We start from the raw sequence: 19,852 nt of genomic DNA, 5'->3' as shown, positions 1-19,852 counted from the left end.
CTTACGCTCCTGTCGGCGTTCGGATCACACCGTTGCGTGCGGTGATGCGCCCGCGGAGCAGCGTGGTGGTCACTTTTGCCGAGAACGTCATCGATTCGAACGGTGTGTTGTCAGCGACACTCGCCAAATTCTTTCCCGTGACGGTCCAGCTTGCTTTCGGATCCACGACGGTGAGATTCGCGATCTCACCGACCTCGATAGGCCTGCCCTGATCCGGCAGTCCCACGATCTCCGCCGGCCGCTCGCTCATGACGCGGGCAACTCCTCGCCAGTCGAGTAGTCCCGGCTCGACCATCGTCTGCACAACAATCGACAGTGCGGTCTCCAACCCGAGCATCCCAGGCTTCGCCTGCGCGAACTCGCAGCACTTGTCCTGTTCGGCGTGAGGCGCGTGGTCCGTCGCGACGCAGTCGATCGTGCCGTCGGCCAGACCGCGCCGGAGCGCCTCGACGTCCGATGTCTCACGCAAAGGCGGGTTCACCCTGTTGATCGCGTCGTACGTTTCGAGCCGTGAGTCGTCGAGAAGCAAGTGATGCGGTGTCACCTCGGCGGTGATCGAAATGCCCTGACCGCGTGCCCACGCGAGTAGGGCGACGGTTCCCGCAGTCGATGCATGGCAAATGTGCACCCTCGCACCGGCGTCTCGCGCGAGAAGAGCGTCGCGGGCGACGATCGACTCTTCCGCTGCTCGCGGCCAACCTGCAAGTCCCAATCGCGCGGCCGTAGGGCCTTCGTGAGCGATGGCCCCGACCGTCAGCCGAGGCTCCTCGGCATGTTGTGCAATCAGGACTCCGAGCGAACTCGAATACTCGAGCGCGCGCCGCATGATCAACGGATCGTCGACGCAATGCCCGTCGTCGGAGAACATGCGTACCTTGCCTACGCCCGCGGCCATGATCGCCATCTCGGCGAGTTGCTTTCCTTCGAGCCCGACGGTGACAGCACCTACCGGATGCACGTCCACGAGGCCGACCTCTTGACCGCGTCGCCACACATAATCGGTAACCACTACCGAGTCGGCGACCGGGGACGTGTTCGCCATCGCGAACACTGCGGTGTAGCCGCCGAGGGCGGCAGCAGCCGAACCGGATTCGATGGTCTCGGTGTCTTCGCGGCCGGGTTCGCGCAGGTGCGTATGCAGGTCGACGAAACCGGGCAGCACGATCTGTCCGCGCGAATCGACGACTTCGGCGTCACCGACATCGAGATCTGTCCCGATCGCCACGATCTGACCGTCGTCGATCAGTATGTCTGTTTCCGGGCTCTCGCCGTAGACGAGTACACCGGTGAGTACAACGCTCATTCCGCTCCTCCGTCCGAGCCGACGAGCAACCGAAACAGCACAGCCATGCGCACGTGAACTCCATTCGTAACCTGTTGCAGCACAGCAGTTCTCGGAGAATCAGCCACCGAGGACGCAATCTCCATGCCACGAAGCATCGGACCGGGATGCAATACGATCGCGTGCTCTGGCAGCAAATCCATACGCTTCTGCGACAACCCGTACGTGATCGAGTATTCGCGAGCCGAGGGAAAGAACCCCCCGTTCATTCGTTCTGCCTGCACTCGAAGCATCAGCACGGCATCGAGCCCAGGCAGCTCGGCATCGATATTGTGCGATACCCGAACCGGCCAGCTCGACGCTCCGACCGGCATGAGCGTCGGAGGTGCGATCAGCACCACTTCGGCTCCGAGCATCGACAGCAGGAACGCGTTGGACCTTGCGACTCGACTGTGCAGGATGTCACCGACGATGGCTACTCGTTTGCCTGCGATGGTCCCGAGACGCTGCCTCAGTGTCAACGCGTCGAGAAGCGCCTGGGTGGGATGCTCATGCGTGCCGTCTCCCGCGTTGATCACCGCCGGGCCAGTGCCTTCACCCTGCCCTGCCGTCCACGACGCGATCTGGTGTGCGGCGCCCGATGCCGGGTGTCGCACTATCAATGCGTCGGCTCCTGCGGCACGCAGCGTCATCGCCGTATCGCGAAGTGATTCACCTTTCGAAACCGATGAGCTGCTTGCACTGACGTTGATGACATCGGCGCTCATCCACTTTCCGGCGACCTCGAACGAGACGCGGGTCCTGGTCGAGTTCTCGAAGAACACCGTCATGATGGTGCGGCCGCGAAGGGTTGGAAGCTTCTTGACCTCACGGCCGAGCAACGCCTGCTCGAAACGATCGGCCTCGTCCAACAGCTGTGTTGCAGACTCGACGGTCAGGTCGGCCACGGACAGAAGATGCTTCATCAGGCCGAGCTCCCATCGGACAATGTGACCCCATCTCGACCATCGCGTTCGGTGAACAGAACTTTCACGTCCTCCGATCGCGCCGTCGGGACGTTCTTGCCCACGTAGTCGGCGCGCAGCGGCAACTCGCGGTGCCCACGGTCGATCAGGACTGCGAGTTGGACGGCACGCGGACGTCCGAGGTCGCGAAGAGCATCCAACGCCGATCGGACCGTGCGACCGGAGAACAGGACGTCGTCGACGAGGACCACCAGGGCACCGTCGACGCCCCCGGCGGGAACGGACGTGCGTTCGAGGGGCCGGTGCGGCTTGTTTCGGAGATCGTCGCGATACAGGGTGATGTCGAGCGAACCCAGCGGCGGACGGACACCCGAGAACGCCTCGATACGATCGGCGAGCCGATCCGCAAGGATGGTTCCGCGGGTCGGGATGCCGAGCAACACGACCCGCGGGGCATCGGCGGAATCGAGTGCTGTCTTTTCGATGATCTGATGAGCAATTCGCGCAATGGTCCTGCCGACGTCGGCAGCGGACAACAATTCTCGCGTGGACTCCGACGGTTCGGGCGGAGGTAACGGGCTTTCGGGCGCAGGCAAACTACGACCTCCTTCTCCGCCTCTCTGGACGGATCGTTAAAGGATGTCTGACAATTGGACAGCCTAGCAATGCATCACCCCCTCGAGCACTGCCGGGGCAGCCTGGCGTGACGGACATTACTCGTCGGAAGCGGGCTTTCGGTTTTCGACCGATGCGGTGTCTTCGCCAGTGTCGTCCGGCTGAGAACTGGGAGTTGCAACGCGCGAAGACACCGCCGCTGCCGCCGCGCGAACCTGCGGCGCGACGAGGACGATTTGGCCGAGTACGCCGTTGACGAACGACGGTGAATCATCGGTGGACAGCTGCTTGGCGAGTTCGACTGCTTCGTCCACCGCAACGACGGGGGGAACGTCGACAGCGTGGAACAACTCCCATACCGCAACGCGAAGAATCGCACGATCCACCGCGGGCAGCCTCTTGAGTGTCCAGTCGTTGAGATGATCGGAGATCACTCCGTCGAGCCGATCAAGGTTCTCGGCCACACCGACCACCAACGTCTCGGTGTACTCGCTCACGGGGGCGATCGAATCGTCCGCGCGAGCAAGCTCTATGCGTTCTTTGGCGAGGTTCACCGGATCGGTGTCACGTGCCTCCGCCTCGAACAGGAAATCTACAGCGCGCTTGCGGGCCTTATGGCGCGCACCGAGCTTCTTCACGGGCTCGGTGCGCGCTGCTACCTTCTTGGACGACACGTTAGGAATTCACACGCCCAAGGTAGTTTCCGTCGCGCGAATCGACCTTCAGCTTGTCACCGGTGTTGATGAACAGCGGAACCGAGATCTCGGCGCCGGTCTCCAAAGTGGCAGGCTTCGTGCCTCCGGTCGAGCGGTCGCCCTGCAGGCCCGGGTCGGTGTGCTTGACCTCGAGTTCGACCGTCACCGGTAGCTCCACATAGAGCGGTGAACCCTCGTGCATCGCGATCTGAACCCGAAGGTTCTCGAGCAGGAATCGAGCGCCGTCGCCGACCGTTGCCTCCGGGATGGCGAGCTGGTCGAAGGTGTCGGCGTCCATGAATACATAGTCGGTGCCGTCGTGGTACAGGTACGTCATGTCACGACGATCGACCGTAGCCGTCTCGACCTTGACTCCGGCATTGAACGTCTTGTCGACGACTTTGCCGGACAGGACGTTCTTGAGTTTGGTACGCACGAACGCGGGGCCCTTACCCGGCTTCACATGCTGGAATTCGGTGATCGTCCACAACTGGTTATCGATGCTGAGGACGAGACCATTCTTGAAATCGCTGGTGGAAGCCACTGGCTTTTATGTCTCCTCGTGTTCGCGTGTTCTTATCTCGCAGTGACCGTGATGTCACACGAGAGTGAGTTGCTTGCTGGTCATGGTGAGAAGCTCAGGACCGCCGGGGCGGACAATGAGTGTGTCTTCGATCCGAACGCCTCCGCGCCCTGAGAAGTACACACCCGGTTCTACAGTCACAGCAGCACCGCACTGCAGTGTACCGGTGCTCGTGCGTGCGATTCCCGGCGCTTCGTGGATCTCCAATCCGACGCCGTGGCCGAGTCCGTGCAGAAACAGTTCGCCATACCCGGCTTCCTCGATGACGGACCGCGCCGCAGCGTCCACCAATGCAGTGCTCACACCAGGGACGAGCGCATTCCTGCCTGCTGCCTGAGCACGCAGAACCAGCTCGTACACATCTCGCTGCCAATCCGCAGGGTTTCCGATCACCACCGTTCGGGTCATATCCGAGTGATATCCGCCGACCAGCGCGCCGAAATCGAACTTTACGAAGTCGCCCGATTCCAGGATTGCCGCAGTAGGTCGATGATGCGGCACTGCGGAATGCGGACCCGCCGCCACGATCGTCTCGAAGGAAATCCCGTCCGCGCCGTGTTCGACCATCAGCGACTCCAGTTCACGTGCCACGGCAAGCTCGGCACGCCCAGGCCTGATCGAACCTCGCTCGACGAGCACGGCAAAAGCGTCGTCTGCCGCGCGGCATGCCTCGCGTAGCAAGCCGACTTCGTACTCGTCCTTCACCATTCGAAGTTCCTCGACGAGACCGGGACTGCACACCAGATCGAGCGAGGCATGTGCCTCACTCCATCCGCGATGCTGATCGACGGTCACGACATGGCTCTCGAATCCGATTGAGCCGCCGGCCGGCGCATATTCGCTCGCCAGCAAATGTGATGCAGAAGACCGGTCGATCACGGCACGAAGATCGGGGACTTGCTCGGCGACTTGACTGAGATATCGGCCGTCCGTACAGATCACGGTTCTGCTTTCATCCGGTGACGAATCACCGGTTCCGACGATCAACGCTGCGTTCGATCCGGTGAACCCGGTGAGATACCGAATGTTCAGCAGGTCTGTGACCAGCAGAGAGTCGAGTTCATTCGCGATCAGGGAGTGTCGGAGAGCCGAGCGGCGGGCAGCAAAATCTGCGGACATTCTTACAACGTACCGCCGTCGCGAGTTCGGTCCCTGGGCGACGCGAAGGCGCCGTTCGTGTGGGGCCCGCCACAGTGCCGACCCGAAACGGATACGCTGTCCCCCATGACAGGGTGGGTGGTACGCGGAATCGGAATGGGACTGATCAACGTCGGAGTGCGAATTCTGCTGGGTTTGGCAGTTGCACAGTGGCCGTTGCACGGTTCGCAGCTTCGATGGTTGGGCTTGGCTGTGGTCTTGCTCGCAGTCATCGTATGGGCCGGCATCGACGGTATTCGTGACCGTCGCGCAAACCCGGACCCGGATTACGGCGCCGACCTGACGATGCTATGGCTAAAGGCGGCAGTCCTCGGCGGTCTGCTCGCCGGACTGCTCGCATGGCTGCTCGGGCTGATAGTGGACTTCAGTCTCGGCCAGAACTCATTGTTCTTCGAAATGACCTCCGGTGCGGCGTTCACCATTCTTCTGATCTTCATCCCGGCGACCATCTCGGTGTTCCTGGGCCGCCTGCTCGTCGGACGCGAGGCGAAGAAGAAGCTCGCCGCATCCGATGCAGTCCACGAACAGGAACGCCACGATCGCCATCTGGTCGGCGCCGGGACTACCGCCTCGAACCAGGGTTCGGCGGCAGACCAAAGTTCGGTAGCGGACCAGAATCGATGGGCCGACGACAATGCGGACACCGAGGTATTCCAGGCTGTGCAGCCCGACGCCGAGGACCCGAAGGGTACTTCACACGGCGAGCATCGTTCCGAACACTGACTCCCGAACACAAGAAATCCCCCCTGCAACTTCGGCCTCGGGCCCAAGATGCAGGGGGGATTTTCCATTCGGATCGTGCCTCGATCAGAGCAGAATTCCCGAGCTACCCGGTCCCGGGGACTCCTTGGCGACTACCGAATATGCAGCGACGAGGAGAGCCGGATCAGGCCCTTCGAGCCTCCCCGGTTTCGCCAGTCCGTCGAGCACGACGAATCTGAGCATCCCGGCGCGATTCTTCTTGTCGGTTTGCATCCCCTTGAGAAGATCACCGAATGCGTCACCGTCGTATCCGACGGGGAGACCGACCGACTGGAGAATACTGCGGTGGCGGTCAGCAGTCGCGTCGTCGAGCCGGCCCGCAAGACGTCCCAACTCGGCCGCGAACACCAGACCGACCGACACAGCTGCACCATGACGCCAGCGGTACCGCTCGCGTCGCTCGATGGCATGGGCGAGGGTGTGGCCGTAGTTGAGTATCTCCCGAAGATCGGACTCACGTAGATCAGCGGCAACAACTCGGGCCTTGACTTCGACGGACCGGCGAATGAGCTCGGGTAGCACCGATCCAGTCGGGTCCATCGCTGCTTCGGGATCGGCTTCGATCAAGTCGAGAATGACCGGGTCCTCGATGAAACCAGTCTTGATGACCTCTGCGAGGCCGGAGACGATCTCGTACTTCGGGACTGTCTCCAACGTCGCGAGATCGATCAACACTGCCGAAGGCTCGTGGAACGAACCCACGAGGTTCTTTCCCGCCTCGGTGTTGATGCCGGTCTTGCCACCGACTGCCGCGTCGACCATTGCCAACAGCGTCGTCGGCACGTGGACCACCTTGACGCCACGCATCCACGTCGCGGCAACAAAGCCTGCAAGGTCGGTAGCTGCTCCCCCACCGATACTCACCACGGCATCGCTTCGGGTCAGTCCGATTCTGCCGAGAACCTCCCAGCAGAAACCGGCGACCGCGAGTTCCTTGCCGTCCTCGGCGTCCGGTATCTCGATGCGGTGTGCATCGATTCCCTTCGCCGCCAACACCTCTCGGACGGCCTCGGCCGTCTCGGCAAGCGGCGGCTGATGGAAGATCGCAACAGTCTTCGTACCGACGAGTTGATCGACCAGGTCGGTCAACAATCCTCTGCCGATGATCACCGGATACGGCGCTGCAGTCTTGACCATTACGCGTACGGGGTCGGTCATCCGTTCACCTTCATCCACTCGACGACTCGTTGTGCACTGTTGATGGCGTAGTGCCTTCCTGGGCATGATGTTGCTTCAGCTTCGCCACGACCTGTCCGACCACTCGGGCCGGACTTCGCCCGTCCGTGCGAACGCGAATGGTCGCGACCGCTCGATAGAGGGGGCGCCGTGTGCGCATCAAAGCCTGATATGTGGCGCGTGCATCCGGACCGGCCAACAGCGGGCGGGATGTGTTGGCCCCGGTACGACGCAACCCCTCCGCGACACTGATTTCGAGGTAGACCACTGTCTGCGACGCCAGCGATGCGCGTGTGCGATCGGAGAGAATCGATCCGCCTCCGAGCGAGACGATGCCCGCGTGGGTGGCAAGCGCGTCGGCAACAACCTGCTCCTCGATCACCCGAAACGCTCGCTCACCGTCCTGCGCGAAGATTTCTGGAATCGTACGACCGGTGCGGCGCTCGATCGCTGCGTCCGTGTCGAGCAGCTCCAACTCGAGCGCCTGCGACACGCGCCTACCGATGGTGGACTTCCCTGCGCCAGGAGGTCCCACCAGCACCGCGTAGGGAGTCATCGTGGTGGTCGGGCGGCGTTGCCCTTCAGGTAATGCGCGACGTTGTTCGTCGTCTCCGCCAACGAATCGCCACCGAACTTCTCGAGCACCGCCTGCGCCACAACGAGAGCCACCATCGTCTCGGCTACGACGCCCGCAGCGGGTACCGCACATACATCGGAGCGTTGATGGATCGCGACGGCTTCTTCGCCGGTCGACATATCCACCGTCGCGAGCGCGCGAGGAACAGTCGAGATCGGCTTCATCGCTGCCCGGACGCGAAGAGGCTCACCGTTGGTCATGCCACCTTCGATACCACCTGCGCGATTGGTCGATCGCAGGATGCCGTCGGGGCCCGGGGTGATCTCATCGTGCGCGGCACTGCCTCGACGACGGGCCGTTTCGAAGCCGTCACCTACCTCGACGCCCTTGATCGCCTGAATTCCCATGAGCGCTGCAGCAAGTCGTGCATCGAGCTTACGATCTCCGCTGACGAACGAGCCGAGGCCGACAGGAAGCCCATGTACGACGACCTCGACAACGCCGCCGAGGGTGTCGCCGTCTCGCTTCGCAGCCTCGATCTCGGTGATCATCGACTCACCCGAAGCGGCATCGAAGGCCCGCACCGGGCTCGCATCGATCGCGTCGAGATCGTCACCGGACGGTGGTGGACCGACATAGGGGTCCGACGCACCGATGGAAATGACGTGGGACACGACATCGACACCGAGTGCCTGTTTCAAGAAGCTACGCGCAACGGTGCCGATCGCCACCCGCGCGGCAGTCTCACGGGCACTCGCCCGCTCGAGAACCGGCCTGGCGTCGTCGAATCCGTATTTCAACATTCCCGAGTAATCGGCATGCCCAGGACGGGGCCTGGTCAACGGAGCGTTCCGCGCCAACGCGTCGAGAACCGACGGGTCCACCGGGTTCGCGGACATGACCTGTTCCCATTTGGGCCATTCGGTGTTGCCGACTTCGATGGCGATCGGGCCGCCGATGGTCCGACCATGACGGACACCACCGGTGATCGTCACCTTGTCGGCCTCGAACTTCATCCGGGCGCCGCGTCCGTAGCCCAGTCGGCGCCGAGCCAACTGATCGGCAATGTCGTCCGAGGTCACCTCGACACCCGCGACCATTCCTTCGAGGATGGACACGAGGGCAGGGCCGTGAGATTCTCCGGCAGTTATCCAGCGCAGCACGGCCTCATCTTTTCATGTCGGTGCAGCCGCGAGTGCCAGCAGGGTCGACAGGCACATGGATGGGCCATGGGGAACGGTGCAGTCTCTGCGGCCGAACACCGCCATCGTCACCCCTACCAGCCCGGTCAGCAGCGGCGGAAGTATCGCAACCAACGCCCACGTGTCGAGACCCGCCATCGCCGCGACACCACCGAGTGGCCACGCCAGCTTCACGTCACCAGCACCGAATGCCATGGGCAGACACACATGAACGAGGAGATAGCTGCCGAACAGACCCGCCGCACCGACGAACATGGGCGCGATGTCGCCGGAGACTGCTCCGAACAACAGGACAACGAACGCTCCTGCACCTGTCAACGGATTCGGCAATCGCCTGCACCCGATGTCGATGCACGCCAACACCGAACACCACCAACCCAACAGCCCGAGCGCGATCCCACAACCGAGCAGTGATCCCGCCGACCACACCACGCCCAGCACCAACGGAAGTCCGAACGCCTCCCAGGACGGTGCCAGCCCTCTCACAGTTCGCTCGGTGACGAGTCCTACTCCCCATCCGATCGAACCGAACGCGAGTGCCCATCCCAAAGATGATGTGGTCATGCGGCAAGTGTGGAACTACTCCCGACCCACGCCGCTTCGGATTCCCAGGTGGACAACTGCCCTGTGTATCGGCGAGCCACCTGTGGATGAACCCGTCAGTAGGCTTCGATCACTGCCATCATCGCCGCGCGCGGCGCGGATAGACCTGTGAATTGCTCGACCTGCCCGAAAGCTTGATTGAGCAACATCGACAGGCCCGAGACGATGATGCCACCAGCCGATTCCACCGCGGTCGCCAACGGCGTCGGCCATGGATCGTAAATTGCGTCGAGAACGATCGGCGCATGCGCAAGGGCCGCCGACACCGGTGCAGCGCCCTCTGCCGGCACGGTACTGACAACGACGGCCGCCGCGGCGGCTGCGCCGGGCAGCGATCCGTCGGACATACCAAGGAACGCGGTCCTCAAGCCCGCCGCTTCGCCGCATGCGAGGGTCTCGCGGGCTCGATCTGCCGATCGTGCGACAACTGTCGCCGATCGTGCCCCCATTTCGGCGAGCGCGACGAGAGCCGGCCTCGATGTTCCGCCGGCTCCGACGACCATGACTGCCCGACCGGCAAGATCGACGACACCGGCCTCGCGCAGCGCCCCCGTCACCCCATCGACATCTGTGCAGTCGGCTCGCCATCCGGTCTTGGTGCGCACCAGGGTGTTCGCCGAGCCTGCAAGAACCGCACGATCGGTTCTCGTGTCGGCGAACTCCAACGCCGCGACCTTGTTCGGCATCGTCACCGACAGGCCGACCCAGTCCGGACCGAGACAACCCACGAGTCCTGGCAGTTGATCGGCAGAACACTCGATGCGTTCGTAGGTCCAATCGCTCAGACCCAAGGCACGGTAGGCAGCGAGATGTAACTGGGGCGATTTCGAATGGATGACCGGATTACCCAGAATGGCGGCACGCACGGTTTCTACCGTCCGCTGTCGAGGAATCCATCCTCGACCTTTCCGATATTCGCGAGGTGCTCGTCGTAGTCGCGCGTGAACAACGTCTCACCTACTTGGTTGATAGTCACGAAGTACAACCAATCGCCGTCTGCGGGAGCCTCGACCGCTTCGACGGCCCCGATGCTCGGCGCCGCGATCGGGGTCGCCGGGAGTCCCTCCATGGCGTAGGTGTTCCACGGCGTCACCGTCGCTCGGTCCTCGTCGGTGGTCGCGACCTCTGTTGTGTCGAGGGAGTAGTTCACCGTCGAGTCGAATTCGAGCTTCTGCGGTGCGGCCAGCCGATTGATGATGACGCGCGCTACCTTGCTGAAATCCGACGGAAGCGATTCACGCTCGACGAGAGACGCTGCCACCAAGGTCTGATACGGGCTGAGCCCCGAGCTGGTGCCTGCGGTCAGTATCCCGGTGTTCTCGTAGGTTGCCGCACTTTCTTCCACGAGCTGTCGGAGAATCTCACCCGGTGCTGCGGTCGGATCGAAGTCCCACGTGCCGGCAGCAATGAGTCCTTCCAACTGGCGGTCTCGATCGGGGACCACACTCACCTCGGCACGCGCCCATTCCGGAACACCCAACGCCGTCGGCTCGGCGAGCCCACCTGCGGTGTTGAAGTCGGCGTAGGAAATACACGTCGGCGTGCCTGCACCTGTCGTGTCGATGCAGCTTGCTTCCGACAAGAGCGTGTAAATGCCCCTTTTGACAGCATCGGTATTGACGTCGCGTGAGTCGTGAAGTTGACGGCCCTCGGAAATCACGACGTTGCCGACTCGAGCGGACGGATCGACGAGTGCTGTCACTGCATCCTGAGCAGGTACATGACTTTCGAGCAGGTAGTAGCCGGGCTGCACCGACGACATTGCCGGGTTGACGACGGCAGCTTCCATGAAGGCACCCGAACTCGCCACGATGCCTTTCTCGGTCGCCTCGACACCGATCTGATCTGCAGTGTCACCCGGCTGCACTCGTAGCACCACCGACGGCCCCGAACTACCAGCCGTGAAGTCCTCGGGGGCCACCGGACCACCGGCAAACCGGTCGTACACGAGGAAACCTCCCACTGCGATCACGATGACGAGGATCATCCCCAGCGCCAACCCGACCTTGCGACCGCGTTGCTTGCGCTTTCGGGCCGACCGGTCCTGCCGAACCTCCGCTCGTGAACGTCCCACCTCCTGCGGACCGCCACGAGTCACAGCGTGATGAAATTCGCTGCCCTCGTCGACCTGATACCCGATCGGATCCGTCAGCGCTTCGTCGTCGTACTCGTACTTCCCCCGGTCCGTGGACCTTTGGTTGTTCACTCGACCTCCGGCGTTGGATCGGTCTCTGCCGATTTCAGCCGCGCGGACCGCTCATCCAGCCACCCCTGCAGGATTGCGACCGCAGCAGCTTGATCGATGACCGAGCGCTGTGATTTCCCCCGCACACCACTGTCTCGAAGTGCACGCGTCGCAGTTACCGTAGTCAATCGCTCGTCCGACATCCGAATCGGCACGCCGGGCAGTCGCCGCGACAATACTCGTGCAAAACCCTCAGCTGCCTTGACCGCGGATCCGCTCTCTCCTCGCAGAGTGCGTGGGAGTCCGATAACCACCTCGACCGCCTCGTACTCGGTGACGATCTCGACGACACGCGCGACGTCGGATGCGTCCGATCCCTTGGGCTTGGACCGCACGACAGTCTCCACCGGGGTCGCGAGTACGCACCGTGGGTCGCTGACTGCAACACCGACACGTACGCTTCCGACGTCGATTCCGATGCGACGTCCGAGGCCGGGATCGTCCGCTCCTGGACGGTCCGGAAGGCCGGGAGGTCGATGAGACGAATCCGGCACGATCAAGCGCCGACGAGTTCTGCGATCCGGGCACGCACAGCGGCCAATCCATCGGCAATACCGCTTGGATTCGATCCGGATCCCTGTGCGGATTCGGCTTTACCGCCGCCGCGTCCACCGATGGCCGGGCCGAAGCTGGCCACCAGTTCCCCTGCTTTCACACCCGCTTCCTGTGCTCCGGCGTTTGCGGTAACCACGAAGGGAACCTTCCCATCGACATCACCGATAAGGACCACAACCGCAGGTTCGGACCCGAGACGGCCGCGGACGTCGGCAGCGAGACCGCGGAGATCGTTGCCGCCAACGCCGTCGGGGGCGCGCGCTATGACTGCTCGAATGGGTCCCAGTCGTTCGGCACCTGCAGCGAGGCCGCCTGCCGAAGCGAGCACGGAAGCTGCCTTCACAGCCTCCAGTTCCTTCTCCGCCACTCGCAGCTTCTCCACCAGTGTTTCGATCCGGCCTGGCACTTCCTCGGTCGGAACCTTCAGTGAGGACGCGATCCCGGCGAGCAGGGCGCGTTCTTTCGCCAGGTAGCGGTACGAATCCAGGCCGACGAATGCTTCGACTCTGCGCACCCCGGAACCCACCGACGACTCGCCGAGCAACGTGACCGGCCCGATCTGCGAGGTGTGTTGTACGTGCGTTCCTCCACACAGTTCCATGCTGAACGGACCACCGATGTCGACGACGCGAACCTCGTCCCCGTAGTTTTCCCCGAACAGCGCCATCGCGCCCATGGCCTTGGCGCTGTCGAGGTCGGTAACCAAGGTGTTGACAGCGAGGTCGGCACCGATCGCGTCGTTCGCGACAGCTTCGATGTCGTGTCGCTGAGCCTCGGACAGTGCGCCCTGCCAGGAGAAGTCGAATCTGAGGTACCCGGGCTTGTTCAGCGATCCAGCCTGCGTGGCATTGGGGCCGAGGACCTGCCGCAGTGCCGCGTGCACCATGTGGGTTCCGGAGTGCCCCTGCGTTGCGCCCTTACGCCACGATGGGTCCACGTCGACGCGCACGACGTCGCCTTCGGTGATCTGACCCGATTGGACCGTGACCTTGTGCGTCCACACCTTCTTCGCGATCTTTTGGACGTCTTCCACGTCTGCGCTGAAACCTGGGCCACTGATCGTTCCGATATCGGCGATCTGTCCACCCGATTCCGCATACAGCGGGCTGCGATCGAGAATGACCTCGACGGACTCCCCCGCTGTAGCCGTCGGGACGCGAACTCCGCCCGAGATCAGGGCAAGCACATTCGCCTCCGAGGACAACTCCTCGAAGCCGGTGAACTCCGTTGCCCCGAGGTCGACGAAGTCCTTGTAGACGGACAGGTCGGCGTGGGCGTGCTTACGTGAACGTGCGTCTTCCTTCGCGCGCTGACGCTGTTCGGCCATCAGCGACCGGAAACCGTCCTCGTCTACGTTCAAACCTGCCTCCGACGCCATTTCGAGCGTCAGATCGATCGGGAATCCGTAAGTGTCGTGCAACGCGAACGCCTCGGCGCCGCCGATTGTCTTCTTTCCTGTCGACTTCACCGACTCCGCAGCTGTGTCGAACAGCTTGGAACCGGAAGTGAGGGTCTTGAGGAACGCCGACTCCTCGCCGACCGAGACAGTGAGGATGCGATCGAAGCCGGTGACGAGCTCCGGGTACGACTGAGCCATGGTGTCGCGGACGACGGTGATGAGCTGGCCCATGGTCCGGTCCGGCGCACCGAGCAGACGAGCCGAGCGCACAATTCTGCGCAACAGACGACGCAGCACGTATCCGCGCCCATCGTTGCCCGGGTTGACGCCGTCGGAGATGAGCAGCGCGGCGGTGCGCGCATGGTCTGCGATGACACGGAACCGGATGTCGTCCTCGTGGTTCTTGCCGTACGACCGGCCGCTCAGTTCCTCGGCTTTGGCTATGACCGGACGAACGAGGTCGGTCTCATAGACGTTGTCGACCCCCTGAAGCAGGAAAGCCACGCGCTCGACGCCCATGCCGGTATCGATGTTCTGCTTCGGCAGCGGCCCCAGGATCTCGAAATCGTCCTTGCTGATTCCCTGACCGCGCTCGTTCTGCATGAAGACGAGATTCCAGATCTCGATATAACGATCCTCGTCGGCTTCCGGCCCACCATCGACACCGTATTCGGGCCCGCGGTCGTAGTAGATCTCCGAGCATGGCCCACACGGACCGGGAATTCCCATCGACCAGTAATTGTCGGCCATCCCTCGGCGCTGAATCCGCTCGTCGGGAATCCCAGCAAGTTCTTTCCACAGCGAAATGGCCTCGTCGTCATCCAGATACACGGTCACCCAGATCCGCTCCGGATCGAATCCGTATCCGCCGTCGGCCACACTGCCGGTCAGAAGCGTCCAGGCATAGTGGATCGCTTCACGTTTGAAGTAGTCCCCGAACGAGAAGTTTCCAGCCATCTGAAAGAACGTGTTGTGCCGCGTGGTGATGCCGACGTTCTCGATATCGAGTGTGCGGACACACTTCTGAACACTCGTCGCCGTGGCGAACGGAGGTGTCTGCTGGCCCAGGAAGTAAGGAACGAACTGCACCATTCCTGCATTGACGAATAACAGGTTGGGATCGTCGAGCACCAACGAGGCACTGGCCACCTCGGTGTGGCCTGCCTTTACGAAGTGGTCGAGGAAACGCCTGCGAATGTCGTGGGTTTGCACCGGTACAGGTTAACGCGCCGCCGGTGCACCCCGTGTCATCACCACCACTTGCACGTCAACGGCTTGTATGTCAACGGCCACGCACGATCCGGCGTAGCTTGCCCACACGAGTCGCGATCTCACGCTCCACACCGTGATCAGTGGGCACGTAGTAGTCCACACCCACCAATTCGTCCGGTGGGTATTGCTGCCGGAGAACACCGCCTGAATCGCTGTGCGGATACTTGTAACCCACCGCACTGCCGAGCGCTTGCGCCCCTTTGTAGTGTCCGTCCCTCAGATGGGCGGGCACCGGACCTGACTTGCCTGCTGCCACGTCGGCCATCGCCGCACCCAGCGCAGCGATGACGGCGCCGGACTTTGGCGCTGTCGCTAGATGAATTGTGGCCTGCGCCAACGCTAATCGCGCCTCCGGCATACCGATGAGCTGCACCGCGGTCGCAGCAGCCATCGCCGTCTGCAATGCGGTGGGATCCGCCATTCCGACGTCCTCGCTCGCATGTACTACAAGTCTGCGTGCGATGAATCTCGGATCCTCTCCGGCTGTGATCATCCGCGCCAAGTAGTGCAATGCGGCATCGACATCGGATCCCCTGATCGATTTGATGAACGCACTGATGACGTCGTAATGCTGGTCTCCGTCACGGTCGTACCGCACCGCCGCCTTGTCGACACTCGCTTCGACGGTGGCGAGGTCGAGTGTCGGTCCGGTAGCTGCCCCAGCGGCCGCCTCGAGCGCGGTCAATGCTCGACGTGCATCTCCTGCTGCCAAACGAACCAGATGAGCCATGGCATCGGCGTCGATCGAGACAGCTCCGTCCAGTCCCCGCGGATCGTCGGCGGCGCGAGTGAGCAACAGTTCGATGTCTGCAGAACTCAACGGGTGCAGTTGGAGCACGAGGGAGCGGGACAGCAACGGTGAGACGACTGAGAACGACGGATTCTCCGTAGTCGCGGCCACCAGAAGAACGATTCGGTTTTCCACCGCGGCCAGCAGGGCATCCTGCTGCGTCTTGGAAAACCGGTGAACCTCGTCGATGAACAGGACGGTCTGCTCACCCGCAGTCAACCGGCGGCGAGCCAGGTCGATGACTACCCGAACCTCTTTGACGCCGGCAGACAACGCCGACAACGCTTCGAACCTGCGACCTGTCGCTCCGGAGATGAGCGAAGCCAACGTGGTCTTGCCGGTGCCGGGTGGACCGTACAACATGACCGAAGATGCCCCTGAACCTTCGACCAGGCGTCGCAACGGGGCGCCCGGTGCGAGGAGGTGTCCCTGTCCGACTACCTCGTCCAAATTTTTGGGGCGCATCCGCACAGCCAACGGAGCGTCCGGTCGGGCGTAGGACCGGCTCGGACGCGGCACTTCGCCTGCGTCGATGCTCGCCGGATCCAGCTCACCGGGGTCAGGTTCATCGGCGTCCAAGGTCTCGAACAGTCCGCTTTCTTCACCCTCGTCGAATCCAGCTCCGAAACCGATACTCACCAGTCGAACGCTACAGAACTTCGGCCGAGGTTCAGCGGTCCCACTTCGACCTCAGAGACGCCAGAACTCTCTCGGCGAAATCGGCCACATCGTGGTCACCGGTACGTTGCGCCTGTTCGAAGAGGATCCGCCAACGCGATATGAGTGCCTCGGACCGTGGAACGGAGAGGTGATGCCTACGCGCGGCGGCGATCCGGGTGTGGTCGTCGGGCAAAAACCAGTAAGTCGACATCCAGACCCAGATGAGCTGAGCATCGAGAATTTTCGACGCAAGGACCCGGTCGTCGGCCAGCTGCGGCCAGATTCCGACCACCTCGGCTCGCCATGCGTCGACCATGGCTTGTGCACGCTCGGTCGAGAGGTCGAAATGGCACAGGCACCCTGGAGAGGACGCCAACGCGTAGGTGATGTCGAGGGTCGCGTCTCGAAAGCCGCCCCATTCGTAATCGAGGAAGCGCACGCCCTCCCCATTGACGATTATGTTGTCCGGGCACAGGTCGGACGGGCTGAAGGCACGAAGCGCGCCGTGCGCGAACAACCGCCCGCTACGCTCCACCCGGTCCAGGACCCGCTGCGGGGTGTCCGTCATGCCGAGTTCTTCGACGAGCATCTTCGGCACGGCAACAAGCGCATCCGGTATCTGCTCCGAAATACCATCGGACGAGTGCGTCAGCCCTACACGTCTGAGCAGCGCCGCGAAGTCGTCCTCTCGGCCGGCGGTGGCGGCATGCATACGTCCGAGTGCTTGCGCCATGGCCATCAACGAGTTGGTAACCGATGCCGAGTCGGAATGTTTGAGAAGCGCAGTGATCGAACTGGCGTCGCCAAGATCGCTGAGAACAAGCAGCCTTGCCCCCAGGTCGTAGGCGAGCAGGGCCGGCCCTGGCCGACTGTCGGTCGCGAGAGCCGTAGTGAATTGATACGACGCCGCCTCACGGAGAAAGGCCGAGCTACCGCCGACCGTCTCCGCTTCGCTGTGGAGTTCGGTGTCGGTTGCGGTGTCTCGGACCTGCTTGATCACCAGGGTTCGCGGCAACTGAAAAAGATTCCCCGAAACTCGAACGCGAAGAACAATTGCCTGGCCACTGCCTCCTAGGTCGACGGGATCGACCAGGGTGACGTGTGCACCGGTACGTCGGGTGAGCAACTGCTGCGCAGCTGCTACCACCTCTGAGACAGGATCTGCCAATGTTGCGGTCATCGCATACCAAGGTACCCGGTCTGTATGACAAACTATGGCGGCTCCGATGCGTCGAATCGGCTTGGCTCGGACTGACCTGGGGAATCGCCGATACCAATTTCATCACGACGAGCATCGAACCGGACAGAACGCAAACAAGGGTATTACCACTGGTGGAACTCCCGGGGTGGTAGCTGCGTCTTCGGAAAGTGCGATTCGATTCGACACGTGCACAGCACGTCGCCACCTCAGGCTTGACACATCCGAGCCGGTGGGGTTCGCTCACCCTGAAATTGCGTCAGTACGCGACGGCGCGTTCAGGATGAACAACGATAAGAAGGGGATATTTCGTGACCAACCCGCCCAATGATCCGCAGTACGGCGGCGTAGACCCGAATCAGCCGCAGTATCCGCAGAATCCGGGCAAAAACTATCCACCACCCGGCAACTACCCCCCGCCCAGCAACTACCCACCATCGGGGAACTACCCGCCACCCGGCAATTACCCACCGCCGCCCGCCTCGGGTAATGCTGGGTACGGCCTCGGATCTCAGTTGCCAGGAGGCGGCCGGCCAGGAGGCTTGGGAGCGCGGTTCGCCGCTCGCTTCATCGACGGCATCATCGTGGCCGTAGTGGCGCTCGTCGTCTATGCAATCTCGCCGGACGGGTTCGTCGGGCAGTTCATTCTCGGCCTCGTCACCGCGGTTCTGGGATTCGCTTACTTCACGCTTCTCGAGTCGAGCCGTGGGCAAACGCTGGGCAAACAACTGCTGGGTCTTCGCACTCTCGGCGCTGCAGGCGGCAATCCCACGCAAGCCGAAGCTGCGAAGCGAAATGCGTTTCTGCTGCTGAACATCGTCCCAGTTCTGGGCGGCTTGCTCGTTTTCGTCGCGTACATCGTCATTGCTGTGACGATCAACTCGAGCCCCATCAAGCAGGGCAAGCACGACGAACTTGCCGGCGGCACTCAGGTGATCACGGTCAACTGAGCCTGGCCCGAGTACAGGGGTGTAACAAGGCGGATCCATCGGAAGAGTCCCGATGGATCCGCCTTCAGCTTTCACCGACCGACGGATACGGATGCTCAGCCGACTTGAACGGCGCACAATGACCTGAAGTCCCTGAAAAAGGAGAAATACCGTGAGCGAGAACCCACCGACCGGCCCGCAGTACGGCAGCACTCCAGACCCCGACCGACCAGACCTGGGGAAGTCTTCGCAACCAGGAGCGGGCGGCTACCCGCCACCGGGCAACACCCCACCCGGCAATCACCCACCTCAGGGTGGATACCCACCCCCCGGTAACTATCCCCCGCCCGGTGGATACCCACCCCCTGGTGGATACCCGCCACCGTCCGGCAACTACCCACCTCCAGCGGGCAACTACCCACCCGGGAACTACCCCCCACCTCCCGGCAACTACCCCCCGCCCCCCGGCAACTACCCCCCGCCGCCCGGAAACTACGGGTCGCACGGATCCGGATCAAGTGGCGAACTACCCCCGACGCTCGACATCGGCGGCGCGATTTCCTTCGGCTGGAACAAGTTCAAGAACAACGCAGGTGTGTGGGTCGGAATCGTCCTCATCGCCGCAGTCCTGCAGTTCGTGGTCAATCTGATCTTTGGCGGATTCGACACTTCCGGGGACTTCTCGTCGAGTTTCAATGTTCTGGGAATCATCGGCACGCTTGTCGGTGCGGTCGTGACCTACCTGATCCAGGCTGCGATGGTTCGCGGTGCATTGCACGAGGTCGACGGGACCAAGCCCACGATCGGATCGTTCTTCCAATTCGCCAATGTGGCAGCGATCATCATCGCCAGCGTGCTGATCGGGATCATGGCGACGATCGGCTTCGTGCTGCTGATCATCCCGGGCATCATTGTGGTGTTTCTGACGTGGTGGACGCTTCAGTTCGTGGTCGACCGCAACGAGGATGCGATCACTGCAATCAAGTCGAGTTTCAGGGCAATTTCGTCGAACGCGGGCCAGTTGTTCTTGCTTGCGCTCGCACTCGTCGGAATCAACATTCTCGGCGCGATCCCATGCGGGCTAGGACTACTGGTGACCATTCCGATCACCATCATTGCCTCGACGTATGCCTACCGCATCGTGACGAGCGGACAACCTGTCGCCTGAGTCTTCGGTCGAACAACT

Annotated in this window: 19 protein-coding genes; 3 read left to right on the top strand and 16 right to left on the bottom strand. The window is 62.5% G+C overall.

Going from position 1 to position 19,852, the window contains the following annotated elements; translation table 11 throughout:
• Position 1 precedes the first annotated feature (1 nt).
• From O1W68_RS17270 to O1W68_RS17245, 6 genes are all read right to left on the bottom strand, one after another.
• Positions 2–1,303, bottom strand: coding sequence for a dihydroorotase (locus O1W68_RS17270; protein WP_269305616.1), 1,302 nt, complete (start codon positions 1,301–1,303; stop codon positions 2–4).
• Entirely contained in the window at positions 1,300–2,247 is a 948-nt protein-coding gene (locus tag O1W68_RS17265) for an aspartate carbamoyltransferase catalytic subunit (RefSeq protein ID WP_269305614.1), read from the bottom strand. The genes O1W68_RS17270 and O1W68_RS17265 overlap by 4 nt, the downstream gene beginning before the upstream one ends.
• Positions 2,247–2,843, bottom strand: a complete 597-nt coding sequence (pyrR, locus tag O1W68_RS17260) for a bifunctional pyr operon transcriptional regulator/uracil phosphoribosyltransferase PyrR (protein WP_269305611.1) — start codon at positions 2,841–2,843, stop codon at positions 2,247–2,249. The genes O1W68_RS17265 and pyrR overlap by 1 nt, the downstream gene beginning before the upstream one ends.
• Positions 2,844–2,960: 117 nt before the next feature.
• Positions 2,961–3,536, bottom strand: coding sequence for a transcription antitermination factor NusB (nusB, locus tag O1W68_RS17255; protein WP_269305609.1), 576 nt, complete (start codon positions 3,534–3,536; stop codon positions 2,961–2,963).
• 1 nt (position 3,537) lies between these two features.
• The gene (efp, locus tag O1W68_RS17250; RefSeq protein ID WP_269305607.1) at positions 3,538–4,101 is read right to left on the bottom strand and encodes an elongation factor P; all 564 of its coding nucleotides are present in this window, start codon (positions 4,099–4,101) and stop codon (positions 3,538–3,540) included.
• Between the two features lie 54 nt (positions 4,102–4,155).
• Complete coding sequence (locus tag O1W68_RS17245; RefSeq protein WP_269305606.1) at positions 4,156–5,259, bottom strand: M24 family metallopeptidase; 1,104 nt, start codon at positions 5,257–5,259, stop codon at positions 4,156–4,158.
• 105 nt (positions 5,260–5,364) lie between these two features.
• On the opposite strand from O1W68_RS17245, the gene O1W68_RS17240 reads away from it, so the two are divergent.
• The gene (locus O1W68_RS17240) at positions 5,365–6,021 is read left to right on the top strand and encodes a B-4DMT family transporter (protein ID WP_269305604.1); all 657 of its coding nucleotides are present in this window, start codon (positions 5,365–5,367) and stop codon (positions 6,019–6,021) included.
• An 84-nt stretch (positions 6,022–6,105) separates the two neighbouring features.
• On the opposite strand, the gene aroB is transcribed toward O1W68_RS17240, so the two are convergent.
• The 10 genes from aroB to O1W68_RS17190 all read right to left on the bottom strand — a co-directional run bounded on the left by aroB (position 6,106) and on the right by O1W68_RS17190 (position 17,719).
• A complete protein-coding gene (aroB, locus tag O1W68_RS17235; protein ID WP_269305602.1) occupies positions 6,106–7,218 on the bottom strand; it encodes a 3-dehydroquinate synthase in 1,113 nt (370 codons plus the stop codon).
• A gap of 10 nt (positions 7,219–7,228) precedes the next feature.
• Positions 7,229–7,792, bottom strand: a complete 564-nt coding sequence (locus O1W68_RS17230; RefSeq protein WP_269305600.1) for a shikimate kinase — start codon at positions 7,790–7,792, stop codon at positions 7,229–7,231.
• Complete coding sequence (gene aroC / locus O1W68_RS17225; protein ID WP_269305598.1) at positions 7,789–8,976, bottom strand: chorismate synthase; 1,188 nt, start codon at positions 8,974–8,976, stop codon at positions 7,789–7,791. The genes O1W68_RS17230 and aroC overlap by 4 nt, the downstream gene beginning before the upstream one ends.
• Positions 8,977–8,988: 12 nt before the next feature.
• Positions 8,989–9,579 (bottom strand): prepilin peptidase, encoded by a 591-nt coding sequence (locus O1W68_RS17220; protein ID WP_269305596.1) that lies wholly within the window; start codon positions 9,577–9,579, stop codon positions 8,989–8,991.
• 95 nt (positions 9,580–9,674) lie between these two features.
• Positions 9,675–10,484, bottom strand: coding sequence for a shikimate dehydrogenase (locus O1W68_RS17215; RefSeq protein ID WP_269305594.1), 810 nt, complete (start codon positions 10,482–10,484; stop codon positions 9,675–9,677).
• A gap of 5 nt (positions 10,485–10,489) precedes the next feature.
• Positions 10,490–11,824, bottom strand: coding sequence for an endolytic transglycosylase MltG (locus O1W68_RS17210; RefSeq protein WP_269305592.1), 1,335 nt, complete (start codon positions 11,822–11,824; stop codon positions 10,490–10,492).
• Positions 11,821–12,357 carry a Holliday junction resolvase RuvX gene (ruvX, locus tag O1W68_RS17205; RefSeq protein ID WP_269305590.1) on the bottom strand — a complete coding sequence of 179 codons (537 nt, stop codon included), beginning with the start codon at positions 12,355–12,357 and terminating at the stop codon, positions 11,821–11,823. The genes O1W68_RS17210 and ruvX overlap by 4 nt, the downstream gene beginning before the upstream one ends.
• A gap of 2 nt (positions 12,358–12,359) precedes the next feature.
• The gene (gene alaS, locus O1W68_RS17200) at positions 12,360–15,029 is read right to left on the bottom strand and encodes an alanine--tRNA ligase (RefSeq protein WP_269305588.1); all 2,670 of its coding nucleotides are present in this window, start codon (positions 15,027–15,029) and stop codon (positions 12,360–12,362) included.
• A gap of 70 nt (positions 15,030–15,099) precedes the next feature.
• Entirely contained in the window at positions 15,100–16,518 is a 1,419-nt protein-coding gene (locus tag O1W68_RS17195) for a replication-associated recombination protein A (protein ID WP_269305586.1), read from the bottom strand.
• Between the two features lie 31 nt (positions 16,519–16,549).
• A complete protein-coding gene (locus tag O1W68_RS17190) occupies positions 16,550–17,719 on the bottom strand; it encodes a kinase (protein WP_269305584.1) in 1,170 nt (389 codons plus the stop codon).
• Positions 17,720–18,048: 329 nt separating this feature from the next.
• Between O1W68_RS17190 and O1W68_RS17185 the strand changes: the two genes are divergently transcribed.
• Both O1W68_RS17185 and O1W68_RS17180 read left to right on the top strand, forming a co-directional pair.
• The gene (locus tag O1W68_RS17185) at positions 18,049–18,687 is read left to right on the top strand and encodes an RDD family protein (protein ID WP_269305582.1); all 639 of its coding nucleotides are present in this window, start codon (positions 18,049–18,051) and stop codon (positions 18,685–18,687) included.
• Between the two features lie 151 nt (positions 18,688–18,838).
• Positions 18,839–19,834, top strand: a complete 996-nt coding sequence (locus O1W68_RS17180) for a hypothetical protein (protein WP_269305581.1) — start codon at positions 18,839–18,841, stop codon at positions 19,832–19,834.
• Positions 19,835–19,852: the final 18 nt, after the last annotated feature.

It is taken from the genome of Rhodococcus sp. H36-A4 (assembly GCF_027158005.1).
GTDB lineage: Bacteria > Actinomycetota > Actinomycetes > Mycobacteriales > Mycobacteriaceae > Rhodococcoides.
Note: the sequence above shows the minus strand (reverse complement) of the source record. Positions and strands in the feature narration are given on the sequence as shown.